Origin of the sequence: Paraburkholderia sp. UYCP14C (genome assembly GCF_004197395.1) — a bacterium.
Classification (GTDB): domain Bacteria; phylum Pseudomonadota; class Gammaproteobacteria; order Burkholderiales; family Burkholderiaceae; genus Paraburkholderia.
This window is the reverse complement of record NZ_SELS01000032.1, coordinates 53,470-66,000: the sequence shown is the minus strand read 5'-3', so window position 1 is coordinate 66,000 and position 12,531 is coordinate 53,470. Positions and strand designations below refer to the sequence as shown.

The window sequence follows — 12,531 nt, the reverse complement described above, 5'->3', positions numbered from 1 at the left end:
GAAATCAGAAGGTGCTGAGCCGAACGGCGTCAGACCGTCATGATCTCGGCTTCTTTCGTCGTGACGAGCTTGTCGATTTCAGCGACGAACTTGTCCGTCAGCTTCTGGACGTCGTCGCCGGCTCGACGTTCGTCGTCTTCCGAGATTTCCTTGTCCTTGACGAGCTTCTTCAGTTGCTCGTTGGCGTCGCGGCGCAGATTGCGCACGGCCACCTTGGCCGTTTCGGCTTCGCTACGCACGACCTTGGTCAGCTCGCGGCGGCGCTCTTCGGTCAGCGCGGGCATCGGCACTCGGATCACGTCGCCGTGCGTGGCCGGGTTCAGACCGAGGTCCGACTCGCGGATCGCCTTTTCGACGACCTGGACCATCTTCTTTTCCCACGGCTGCACGCCGATCGTGCGCGCGTCGATCAGCGTCAGGTTCGCGACCTGCGAAATCGGCACCGGCGAGCCGTAATAGTCGCACTGGATATGATCGAGCAGGCCCGTGTGCGCACGGCCCGTGCGGATCTTCGACAGGTCGTTCTTGAACGCGTCGATGGAGCGCTGCATCTTCTGTTCAGCGCCCTTCCTGATATCAGCCACAGACATTTTTAAACCTCCGAACCTTCAAAACGGTGCGAGCCGCCCGGCACCCGCGATGCGGCGGCCCGGGCTCGCGTCAAAGCCCACGTAATGTAAACGAAGTTTACACGTGGACGAGGGTGCCCTCGTCCTCACCTAGCACGATGCGCTTGAGCGCACCGGGTTTGACGATCGAAAACACGCGGATCGGCAGCTTCTGGTCGCGGCACAGCGCAAAAGCCGTCGCGTCCATCACCTGCAGATTGCGGCCGATTGCCTCGTCGAAGCTGATCGTGGTGTAACGGGTCGCGCTCGAGTCCTTCTTCGGATCGGCCGAATAGACGCCGTCAACCTTGGTCGCCTTCAGCACCACTTCCGCGCCGATTTCCGAGCCGCGCAATGCAGCCGCGGTATCAGTCGTGAAGAACGGGTTGCCGGTGCCGGCCGCGAAGATCACGACCTTGCCTTCCTCGAGCTGGCGGATCGCGCGCGGCCGGATGTACGGCTCGACGACCTGGTCCATGCGCAAAGCCGATTGCACGCGCGCCTCGATGCCGGCGTGGCGCATCGCGTCCTGCAGCGCCAGCGCGTTCATCATCGTGGCGAGCATACCCATGTAGTCGGCCGTCGCACGGTCCATACCCGCCGCGCCGCCCGCGACGCCGCGGAAAATATTGCCGCCGCCGATCACCACGGCCAGCTGCGTTCCGAGACGGACCACTTCGGCCACGTCCGCCACCATTCGTTCGATGGTCGCGCGATTGATGCCAAAGGCATCGTCGCCCATCAGAGCTTCACCGGAGAGTTTGAGCAGGACGCGTTTATAGGCAGTGGGCATAGGGGTATCCAGATCGCGCAGAACAGGGCAACAACAAGGGACTAATGTAGGGGTGAAATGCTGATTCGGGCAAGCGCCGCCAAATTGGCGAACCCTCGAGTTCGCCAGCGGCGGCCGCGCGGCGAGGGTCAACCCGTGCGCGGCCTTGCGGTGCTGCCGACCGCGGCGAGGTCTTGCCTCGCCGCGGGTCCAAACGGTACGGCTGTGAAGCTTAGGTAACGCTTATTGTTGCTTTGCAGCAGCGACCTGAGCGGCCACTTCCGCAGCGAAGTCGTCCTGCTTCTTCTCGATGCCTTCGCCGACCACGAACAGTGCGAACTTCTGCACGCTCGAGCTGGCCGCCTTCAGCATCTGCTCGATCGTCTGCTTGTCGTTCTTAACGAACGTCTGGTTCAGCAGCGACACTTCCTTCAGATACTTCTGCACGCTGCCGTCGACCATCTTCGCGACGATTTCAGCCGGCTTGCCCGATTCGGCAGCCTTCTGTTCAGCGATGCTGCGCTCCTTGGCGATCAGATCTGCCGGCACGTCGTCCGACGACAGCGAAACCGGCTTCATCGCGGCGATGTGCATTGCCACGTCCTTGCCGACCTGCTCGTCCGCGCCGGTGTACTCGACCAGCACGCCGATGCGCGTGCCGTGCAGGTACGCCGCCAGCTTGTTCGCGGTGTCGAAGCGCACGAAACGGCGGATCGACAGGTTTTCACCGATCTTGCCGACCAGCGCGAGGCGCACTGCGTCGACGGTCTGGCCGTCGAGCGGTAGAGCCGACAGCGCGGCGACGTCAGCCGGGTTCTGCGTGGCGACGAGCTCGGCGATCTTTTTCGAGAACGCGAGGAAGTCGTCGTTCTTCGAGACGAAGTCGGTTTCGCAGTTCAGCTCGACGAGCGAACCAGCGTTGCCGTTGATGAACGATGCGACGACGCCTTCAGCCGTCACGCGCGATGCCGCCTTGCTGGCCTTGTTGCCGAGCTTCACGCGCAGCAGTTCTTCAGCGCGCGCCAGATCGCCGTCGGCCTCCGTCAGCGCCTTCTTGCATTCCATCATCGGCGCGTCGGTCTTCGCGCGCAGTTCTGCAACCATGCTTGCGGTAATTGCCGCCATCATTTGCTCCTTGGGTTCTGTCTGTCACACGCCGCCCGCACTTCGATGCCGGCGGCAGGAATTCGTTTCAGCGTTTTCGCGTATTTTTTGCGAGCGACGCGCGCCGCGTCGTCTCGAGCACTCTGCCAGATGCCTATTACAACACCCGCTACAGGCGTCGCGACTTAAAAAAAGGGGGCCTGTAGAAAGCCCCCTTTTATGTCGGACCCTGGGCAGCCTTACGCTTCCGGGTTGACCTCGACGAACTCGTCGCTGTCGCCGCCACGTGCAGCCTGGACCACTTCGTTGACCGCGTTCGCACGGCCTTCGAGGATCGCGTCGGCCACGCCTGCCGCGTACAGAGCGACTGCCTTGCTGGCGTCGTCGTTACCCGGGATCACATAGTCCACACCTTCCGGCGAGTGGTTCGTATCGACCACGGCGATGACCGGAATACCGAGCTTGTTCGCTTCGGTCACGGCAATCTTGTGGTAGCCGACGTCAACCACGAAGATCGCGTCCGGAATGCCGCCCATGTCCTTGACGCCGCCGATCGACTTCTGCAGCTTGGCCATTTCGCGTTCGAACAGCAGCGCTTCCTTCTTGCTCATGCGCTCGGTTTCACCGGCTTCCAGCGCTGCCTCCATGTCCTTCAGGCGCTTGATCGAAACCTTCAGCGTCTTGAAGTTGGTCAGCATGCCGCCGAGCCAGCGCGCGTTGACGAACGGCATACCAGCGCGTTGCGCTTCCTGGGCGATCGTGTCGCGCGATTGACGCTTCGTACCGACGAACAGGATCGTGCCGCGGTTCGATGCCAGCTGACGCGCGTACTTCAGCGCGTCGTTGTACATCGGCAGCGTCTTTTCGAGGTTGATGATGTGAATCTTGTTGCGATGACCGAAAATGAAGGGGGCCATCTTCGGGTTCCAGAACCGGGTCTGGTGACCGAAGTGGACACCTGCTTCCAGCATTTGACGCATCGTAACTGCCATAAAATTCTCCACGAGGGTTGGGTCTTAAGCCGGCTGCCGTATCGACCGCGCCGCCTCTATTTCGGCTGGAACGCGGTGACACCCTGGGTGCGCCGGCTTGCGAATTGGTTGCCTGACACTACTTTCTCCAACTCGCGACGCCAGCAACCGGAGTGCCGCGAGAAGCCGTTCCGCCGAACTGCCATGCGCGAATTTGCAACGAATTGGCGAATGCGCGAATAAAAGCAGACCAAGACCGACTTAGCCCAAGAGTATAGCACGCGACTCGTAACCGACTCAACCGGCCCGACCACCGGGCGATGGTCCTGCGCATGGGACCGGGCAGCCAGGCCCAAAGCCCTGCCTCGCGTCCGTTGGGCCGCCAACTAACCGATTCTGGTCGCTTTTGGCACATTGCCGCCCGATCCGGCGCAACGACCCGGCCCCCACTGCTGTAAAATGGCTCGATTCCGCCTCGCGCGAGGGATCGTGAATGATCAACCGGCATTTCGTGCCGGCAAGACGCCCTCCGCCAGGCCACCGCAACACCCAGCAAGCCTTATCCAGCAAGGCTTCCGAGGAAACCATGGCTATCACCATCAAAAACCAGGACGATATCGCGAAGATGCGCGTCGCCTGCCGGCTCGCGAGCGAAGTGCTCGACTACATCACGCCGTTCGTCAAGGCTGGCGTCACCACGGGCGAGCTCGACCGTCTGTGCCACGAATACATGCTGAAAGACCAGGGCACGGTCCCCGCGCCGCTGAATTACCAGCCGCCGGGCTACCCGCCCTATCCGAAGGCAACCTGCATTTCCGTCAACGACGTGATCTGCCACGGCATCCCGGGCGACAAGGCCCTGAAAAACGGCGACGCACTCAACATCGACGTCACCGTCATCAAGGAAGGCTACTTCGGCGACACGAGCCGCATGTTCATCGTCGGCGAAGGGTCGATCATGGCGAAGCGCCTCGTGCAGGCCACCTTTGAATGCATGTGGCTCGGCATCGATCAGGTGCGCCCCGGCGCGCATCTCGGCGACATCGGCTATGCGATCCAGAAGCACGCCGAAGGCCTCGGCTACAGCGTGGTGCGCGAATATTGCGGCCACGGCATCGGCACCGTATTCCACGAAGATCCGCAGATCCTGCACTATGGCCGCCCCGGCACCGGGCTCGAATTGCAGACCGGCATGATCTTCACGATCGAGCCGATGATCAACGCCGGCCGCCGCGACATCCGCACGATGCCCGACCAGTGGACCGTCAAAACCAAGGACCGCAGCCTGTCCGCGCAGTGGGAGCACACGGTGCTCGTCACGGAGACAGGCTACGACGTGCTGACCGTATCGGCCGGTACGCCCGCGCGTCCGTCCGTGGTTGCGGCCACCGCCTGACCGACTCCGACCTCACCGCCCGCCTGCCAATGAGTAGCGTTCCAGCCGTCGCCCCCTCCCATGCCTCGTCGCTCAAGGCGGACTATAAAGTGGCCAAAGCCCAATTGCTGGAACGCTTTCGAACGGCCACCAACGTCGACGTATTGATGGCTGCCCTCGCGCGCGCGACGGACCATTCGTTGCGCGCCGCCTGGGACACCTGCGAGCTGCCCGACGACCTCGCGCTCGTCGCGGTCGGCGGCTATGGGCGCGGCGAACTCGCGCCGCACTCCGATATCGACATCCTGGTGCTGTTGCCCGACGCGCGGCTCGAGCATCTCGAGGCGCGCATCGAGCGCTTTATCAGCCTCGCGTGGGATCTCGGGCTGGAACTCGGCAGCAGCGTGCGCAGCGTGTCGCAATGCCTGGAAGAAGCGGCCAACGACGTCACGGTGCGTACCTCGCTGCTGGAAGCACGCCGTATCACCGGCAGCACCGCGCTGTTCGACGATTTCGCGCAGCGCTACCGCGCGGCGCTCGACCCGAAGGCGTTTTTCCAGGCGAAGGTGCTGGAAATGCGCCAGCGTCACGCGAAGTTTCAGGACACGCCGTACGCGCTCGAACCGAACATCAAGGAAAGCCCGGGCGGGCTGCGCGACCTGCAGCTGATCCTGTGGATCACGCAGGCGGCCGAGTTCGGCAGCAGCTGGCGCGAACTCGAAGCGCGCGGCCTCATCACCGAGCGCGAGGCGCGCGAGCTGCGTCACAACGAAGGCTTCCTCAAGTCGCTGCGTGCGCGGCTGCACGTGATCGCCGGGCGCCGTCAGGACATCCTGGTGTTCGACCTGCAGACGCCGGTCGCGGAGAGCTTCGGCTTCAAGCCGACCGCGACCAAGCGCGCGAGCGAGCAGCTGATGCGCCGCTACTACTGGGCCGCGAAAGCGGTCACGCAGCTCGCGACGATCCTGATCCAGAACATCGAGGCGCAGCTCTTTCCGAGCACGAGCGGCATCACGCGCGTGCTGTCGGATCGCTTCGTCGAAAAGCAGGGCATGCTCGAAATCGCGTCCGACGACGTGTTCCAGCGCGAACCGAACGCGATCCTCGAAGCGTTCCTGCTGTACGAGCGCACCCCCGGCGTGAAGGGCCTGTCGGCGCGCACGCTGCGCGCGATCTACAACGCCCGCGACGTGATGGACCAGCATTGGCGGCGCGATCCGGAAAACCGCCGGCTCTTCATGGCAATCCTGAAGCAGCCGGCCGGCATCACGCATGCGTTCCGGCTGATGAACCAGACCAGCGTGCTCGGGCGTTATCTGCTGAATTTCCGGCGCATCGTCGGGCAGATGCAGCACGATCTGTATCACGTGTACACGGTCGATCAGCACATCCTGATGGTGCTGCGCAATCTGCGCCGCTTCGCGATCGCCGAGCATGCGCACGAATACCCGTTCTGCAGCCAGTTGATCGCCAACTTCGACCGGCCGTGGGTGCTGTACGCGGCCGCGCTGTTTCATGACATCGCGAAGGGCCGCGGCGGCGATCACTCCACGCTCGGCATGGCCGACGCGCGGCGCTTCTGTCGGCAGCACGGCATCGAGGGCGAGGATGGCGAGCTGGTCGTGTGGCTCGTGCAGCAGCATCTGACGATGAGCCAGGTCGCGCAAAAGCAGGACACGAGCGACCCTGAAGTGATCAAGCGCTTCGCCGAGCTGGTCGGTACCGAGCGCCGCCTGACCGCGCTCTATCTGCTGACCGTCGCCGACATCCGCGGCACCAGCCCGAAGGTCTGGAACACGTGGAAAGGCAAGCTGCTCGAAGATCTCTACCGCACCACGCTCGCCGTGCTGGGCGGTGCACAGCCGGACGAGCATTCGGAGCTGAAGTCGCGCAAGGAAGAGGCGCTCGCGCTGCTGCGTCTCGAAACCGTGCCGGAAGGCGCGCAACGGGCGCTGTGGGACAAGCTCGACGTCGGCTATTTCCTGCGCCACGACGCGGCGGACATCGCGTGGCAGACGCGCGTGCTGTACCGCCACGTCGAAACCCCGACGCCGCTCGTGCGGGCGCGGCCGTCGCCGATCGGCGAGGCGCTGCAGGTGCTCGTCTACGTGAAGGACCAGCCCGATCTGTTCGCGGGCATCTGCGCGTATTTCGACCGCAACGGTCTGTCGGTGCTCGATGCGCGCGTCAGCACGACGCGCCACGGCTATGCGCTCGACAACTTCCTCGTCGCGCACACCGAAGAGGACGTGCACTATCGCGACATCGCCAATCTGGTCGAGCAGGAGCTGACCGCGCGGCTCGCGGGCCACGGCACCTTGCTGCCGGGACCGTCGAAGGGCCGGCTGTCGCGGCTGTCGCGCACCTTTCCGATTACGCCGCGCGTCGACCTGCGGGCCGACGAGCGCGGCCAATACTACATCCTGTCCGTGTCGGCGAACGACCGGCCGGGCCTTCTTTATTCGATCGCGCGCGTGCTGGCCGAGCACCGGGTCGGCGTCGCGTCGGCGCGGATCAACACGCTCGGCGAACGCGTCGAGGACGTGTTCCTGCTCGAAGGACACAGCCTGTCGGACAACCGCCTGCAAATTCAGGTCGAGACCGAACTGCTGCGCGCGATCGCAGTGTGAGATTTCATGCGAATCAAATTAACAGCGAAACATCCGCGGCCGACCTCGTCCGAACGCGCCCCTGTCCGCTCCGGCAGTGCGTCGGCGCGAAAGCCGACCCGTCCAGCGCGGCCGAAGCCCTTTGAGGCCGAAGCCGGCGCGAAGCGTGGAGGCGCGGCATCGGCGGGTGGCGGCGCGAAGCGGCCGGTCGGTGCGAAGCCGGCGGGCGCCGGTGCGCGCACGCCGCGTGCCGAAGGGTCGGCCGCGCGCGAACGGGGCGCGGCTGCCACGGGCGCACCGCGTCGCTTCGAGGGCAGCGCCGAGCGTGGCGAACGTGCACCGCGACGCGAATTCGGCGAGCGGGCTGAACGCGCGCCGCGTCGCTTCGAAGGCAGCACTGAGCGTGGCGAACGTGCACCCCGGCGTGAATTCGGTGAGCGGGCGGAACGCGCGCCGCGTCGCTTCGAAGGCAGCGCTGAGCGTGGCGAACGCGCACCGCGACGTGAAGTCGGTGAGCGCGCTGAACGCGCGCCGCGTCGCTTCGAAGGCAGCGCTGAACGTGGCGAACGTGCACCGCGACGTGAAGTCGGCGAGCGCGCTGAACGCGCGCCGCGTCGCTTCGAAGGCAGCGCCGAGCGTGGCGAACGTGCACCGCGGCGTGAATTCGGTGAGCGCGCTGAACGCGCACCCCGTCGCTTCGAAGGCAATGCTGAGCGTGGCGAACGTGCACCGCGACGCGAATTCAGCGACCGTGCTGAACGCGCGCCGCGTCGCTTCGAAGGCAGCGCTGAGCGTGGCGAACGTGCACCGCGACGTGAAGTCGGCGACCGTCGTACTGAACGCGCACCACGTCGCTTCGAAGGCAACGCTGAGCGTGGCGAACGTGCACCGCGACGCGAATTCGGCGACCGTGCAGAACGCGCACCACGTCGCTTCGAAGGCAACGCTGAACGTGGCGAACGCGCACCGCGACGCGAATTCGGCGACCGTGCAGAACGCGCACCGCGTCGTTTCGAGGGCAATGCGGAGCGCGGCGAGCGCGCACCGCGCCGCGACGACGGCGAACGCCGTCCGTTCAGCGGTCCGCGCGCAGGCGCAGGCTCTTCGGAAAGCGGCGCGCGTGGCGACCGTCCGGTGCGCCGCGAGCGCGATGCCGGCGACCGCCCGCGCTTCGGTAGCGAGCGCGGCGAGCGCAGCTTCGCGAAGCCGGTAAAGGGCGGCTTTGGCGAACGTACCGAGCGTGCACCCCGCACAACGCGTGAGGACCGCGGCGAGCGCGGCGACTGGACGTCCTCCCGCCGCGAGTCCGGCGAACACTCCGCACGCGGCGCTGAACGCAGCGAACGTCGCGAGCGCCCTGCGCGCAGTTTCGACGACGAGCGCCCTGCCCGCGCCGCCAAGCCGCGCACCTCGGCATCCGCACCGGCCCAATCCGTCGACACCACCGTCGACACTGCACACCCGCCCCGCCGCGATCGCGAAGACGCGCCGGGCATGCTGCGTCTGTCCAAGCTGATGTCCAAGCTTGGCCTGTGCTCGCGCCGCGAGGCCGACGAATGGATCGAGAAAGGCTGGGTGATGGTCGACGGCGAGCGCGTCGATACGCTCGGCACCAAGGTGTTCCCGGATCAGCGCATCGACATCGACCCGGCCGCCGAAGCCTTCCAGTCGAGCCAGGTGACAGTGATCGTGCACAAGCCGGTCGGCCTCGTGTCGGGCCAGGCGGAAGACGGCTACCAGCCGGCCATCACGCTCGTCACGCCTGAGAATCGCTGGGAGGGCGACCGCTCGGGCATCCGTTTCTCGGTGTCGCATCTGCGCCAGCTCGCGCCGGCCGGTCGTCTCGACATCGATTCGACGGGCCTGCTCGTGCTGACGCAGGACGGCCGCATCGCGAAGCAACTGATCGGCGGTCACTCGGACGTGGACAAGGAGTATCTGGTGCGGGTCGCCTACGGTGAGCACACCGTCGACGTCGAAAGCCATTTCCCGGCCGAAAAACTCGCGCTGCTGCGCCACGGCCTGTCGCTCGACGAGGTCGCGCTGAAGCCCGCCGAGGTCAGTTGGCAGAACGGCGAGCAGTTGCGTTTCGTGCTGCGCGAAGGCAAGAAGCGTCAGATTCGCCGCATGTGCGAACTGGTCGGTCTCGAAGTGGTGGGCCTGAAGCGCGTGCGCATGGGCCAGGTGATGCTCGGCGCGCTGCCGCCGGGACAGTGGCGCTATCTGTCGGAAGACGAGTCGTTCTGAGGTCGGTCCGCCGCGCGCCTGCTTGCTGTAAGCAGGCGCATCCTTCGGGGCAACAAAAAACCCACGCACCTAAGGCGTGGGTTTTTTATTGGCGGCAGCCACGTTTAGTCGTCGCTATTCGGATCGAGATCGGGAAACAGCACCTCGGTAAAGCCGAACTTCGAGAAATCGGTAATCCGCATCGGATACAGCTTGCCGATCAGATGATCGCATTCGTGCTGCACGACCCGCGCGTGAAAGCCCTCGGCGACCCGATCGATCGGATTGCCGAATTGATCGAAGCCGTGATAGCGGATCATCGAAAACCGGCTCACCACGCCGCGCAGCCCCGGCACCGACAGGCAGCCCTCCCAGCTCTCCTCCATATCCTGCGACACCGGCGTGACGGTGGGGTTGATCAGCACCGTTTCCGGCACCGGCGGCGCGTCCGGATAGCGCTCGTTCGAACCGAAGCCGAAGATCACCACCTGCAGATCGACGCCGATCTGCGGCGCGGCAAGACCCGCGCCGTTCGCCGCGTGCATGGTCTCGAACATGTCTTCCACGAGGCGGTGCAGCTCGGGCGTGTCGAAGCGGTCGACGGGCTCCGCGATTCGCAGCAGACGCGGATCGCCCATCTTCAGAATGTCGTGAATCATCAGTGCCCCTCCAGGAGGTTGCGCATACCATCTTCGTCGAGTACGGGGATGCCGAGTTCCTCGGCCTTCGCGAGTTTGCTGCCCGCGTCGGCGCCCGCCACCACGTAACTGGTTTTCTTCGATACCGACCCCGCCACCTTCGCGCCGGCCGCCTCGAGCATTTCCTTCGCGTCCTCGCGCGACAGGTTCGGCAGCGTGCCGGTCAGCACGACCGTCTGACCGGCCAGCACGCCCTGCGGCGCCTTCGGCGCGGGCGGACCCTCGGACCACGTGACCCGGCCCGGCGCGCGCAGCTGTTCGATCACCGTGCGGTTGTGGTCTTCGGCAAAGAACTGGTGAATCGATTCGGCGACGACCGGCCCCACGTCGTTGACTTCGAGCAGTTCTTCCAGCGACGCATCCATGATCGGATCGAGCGAGCCGAAGTGCTTGGCGAGATCCTTCGCGGTCGATTCGCCGACATGGCGAATCCCCAGCGCATAGATGAAGCGCGCAAGCGTCGTATGCTTGGCTTTTTCGAGCGAGTCGAGCAGGTTTTGCGCGGACTTCTCGGCAAAGCGGTCGAGCTCCGCGAGCGTCGCAAAGCCGAGGTTGAACAGATCGGCCGGCGTGCGCACGAGATTCTGTTCGACCAGTTGATCGATGATCTTCTCGCCGAGGCCGTCGATATCGAGCGCGCGCCGCTGTGCGAAGTGCCACAGCGCCTGCTTGCGCTGCGCCGGACAGAACAGGCCACCGGTGCAGCGCGCGATCGCCTCGTCGGGCAGCCGCTCGATCGCCGAGCCGCACACCGGGCATTGCGTCGGCATCACGAACTCACGCGCATCGGCCGGACGACGGTCGAGCAGCGCGCTGACCACCTCGGGAATCACGTCGCCGGCGCGCCGCACGATCACCGTGTCGCCGATGCGGATGTCCTTGCGGCGCACCTCATCTTCGTTGTGCAAGGTCGCATTCGTGACCGTCGCGCCGCCGACGAACACCGGCTCCAGCCGCGCGACCGGCGTGATCGCGCCGGTGCGGCCGACCTGCACGTCGATCGCGACGAGCTTCGTCAGCGCTTCCTGCGCGGGGAATTTATGCGCGAGCGCGAAGCGCGGTGCGCGCGACACGAAGCCGAGCCTCTCCTGCTCGTCGAGCCGGTTGACCTTGTAGACCACGCCGTCGATGTCGTACGGCAGCCCCTCACGCTTTTCGCCGACCGCGTGGAAGAAGCCGAGCAGGCCTTCGGCACCCTGCACGACCGCGCGCTCGCCATTGACCGGCAAGCCCATCTCCTTGTACCAGTCGAGCAGTTCGCTGTGCGTGGCCGGCATCTCGATGCCTTCGAGCACGCCGATGCCATACGCGAAGAACGACAGCGGCCGCTGCGCAGTGATCTTCGAATCGAGCTGCCGCAAACTACCCGCCGCCGCGTTGCGCGGGTTCGCGAATTCGCGCTGCTCGGCGGCGCGCTGACGTTCGTTCAGGCGCTCGAAATCGCGCTTGAACATCAGCACTTCGCCGCGCACGTCGAGCATGTGCGGCACGCGCTTGCCCTTCAGCTTCAGCGGAATCGAGCGGATGGTGCGGACGTTTTCGGTGACGTTCTCGCCGGTCGTGCCGTCGCCGCGCGTGGACGCCTGCACGAACACGCCGTCGACGTAACGCAGCGAGATCGCGAGACCGTCGAATTTCAGTTCGGCCGCGTAGTCGACCGGCACCGGCGGCTCGTTCGCATTCTTGCCGAGCGCGTCGCCGATGCGCTTGTCGAACGCGACGATGTCCTCATCGGCGAAACCGTTGTTCAGCGACAGCATCGGCTGATCGTGCACGACCTGCTCGAAACCGCTCGAGGCCTCGCCGCCGACGCGCTGCGTCGGCGAGTCCGGCACGATCAGCTCCGGATGCTCGGCCTCGATGCGCTCCAGTTCCTTGAACAGCTTGTCGTACTCGGCATCCGGCAGGTCCGGTTGGTCGAGCACGTAGTACGCGTAGTTCGCGCGTTCGAGTTCCGCGCGCAGCCACGCGGCCCGCTCGGCCGGAGCGCTGGTTGCAGAAGGAGAGACGGAGGATCGGGCCATGCTGTCGGAGGCTTCTCGAGGTGAAAGTCGGACATCGGATTATCGCAGGAAGCGTGCCCCTTTACATCGCTGAATCGGGGCGCCCCACGCCGCAATACAAGCCGGAAACGACGACGGCCGCACATCGTGCGGCCGTCGTCAAAA

At 65.2% G+C, this 12,531-nt stretch carries 9 protein-coding genes; 3 read left to right on the top strand and 6 right to left on the bottom strand.

All coding sequences use genetic code 11. The features are described from left to right. Positions 1 to 29: 29 nt before the first annotated feature. The 4 genes from frr to rpsB all read right to left on the bottom strand — a co-directional run bounded on the left by frr (position 30) and on the right by rpsB (position 3,476). Positions 30 to 590: a ribosome recycling factor gene (gene frr / locus EVC45_RS26170; RefSeq protein ID WP_013089702.1), complete on the bottom strand. Its 561-nt coding sequence runs from the start codon at positions 588 to 590 to the stop codon at positions 30 to 32. A 97-nt stretch (positions 591 to 687) separates the two neighbouring features. Continuing rightward, on the bottom strand, positions 688 to 1,401 hold the full coding sequence (gene pyrH, locus EVC45_RS26165; protein ID WP_013089703.1) for a UMP kinase: 714 nt from the start codon (positions 1,399 to 1,401) through the stop codon (positions 688 to 690). A gap of 222 nt (positions 1,402 to 1,623) precedes the next feature. Continuing rightward, positions 1,624 to 2,505, bottom strand: coding sequence for a translation elongation factor Ts (tsf, locus tag EVC45_RS26160; RefSeq protein ID WP_013089704.1), 882 nt, complete (start codon positions 2,503 to 2,505; stop codon positions 1,624 to 1,626). 218 nt (positions 2,506 to 2,723) lie between these two features. Next, positions 2,724 to 3,476, bottom strand: a complete 753-nt coding sequence (gene rpsB / locus EVC45_RS26155; protein ID WP_008920792.1) for a 30S ribosomal protein S2 — start codon at positions 3,474 to 3,476, stop codon at positions 2,724 to 2,726. Between the two features lie 472 nt (positions 3,477 to 3,948). Between rpsB and map the strand changes: the two genes are divergently transcribed. The 3 genes from map to EVC45_RS26140 are packed head-to-tail and all read left to right on the top strand — an operon-like array spanning position 3,949 to position 9,686. Beyond that, positions 3,949 to 4,851 (top strand): type I methionyl aminopeptidase, encoded by a 903-nt coding sequence (map, locus tag EVC45_RS26150; RefSeq protein ID WP_168991536.1) that lies wholly within the window; start codon positions 3,949 to 3,951, stop codon positions 4,849 to 4,851. Between the two features lie 29 nt (positions 4,852 to 4,880). Further along, positions 4,881 to 7,460, top strand: a complete 2,580-nt coding sequence (locus tag EVC45_RS26145) for a [protein-PII] uridylyltransferase (protein WP_129961122.1) — start codon at positions 4,881 to 4,883, stop codon at positions 7,458 to 7,460. A 6-nt stretch (positions 7,461 to 7,466) separates the two neighbouring features. Then, positions 7,467 to 9,686 (top strand): pseudouridine synthase, encoded by a 2,220-nt coding sequence (locus EVC45_RS26140; protein WP_129961121.1) that lies wholly within the window; start codon positions 7,467 to 7,469, stop codon positions 9,684 to 9,686. Between the two features lie 104 nt (positions 9,687 to 9,790). On the opposite strand, the gene def is transcribed toward EVC45_RS26140, so the two are convergent. Both def and ligA read right to left on the bottom strand, forming a co-directional pair. After that, the gene (def, locus tag EVC45_RS26135; protein ID WP_129961120.1) at positions 9,791 to 10,324 is read right to left on the bottom strand and encodes a peptide deformylase; all 534 of its coding nucleotides are present in this window, start codon (positions 10,322 to 10,324) and stop codon (positions 9,791 to 9,793) included. Next, positions 10,324 to 12,387, bottom strand: coding sequence for an NAD-dependent DNA ligase LigA (gene ligA / locus EVC45_RS26130; protein ID WP_129961119.1), 2,064 nt, complete (start codon positions 12,385 to 12,387; stop codon positions 10,324 to 10,326). The genes def and ligA overlap by 1 nt, the downstream gene beginning before the upstream one ends. Positions 12,388 to 12,531 lie beyond the last annotated feature (144 nt).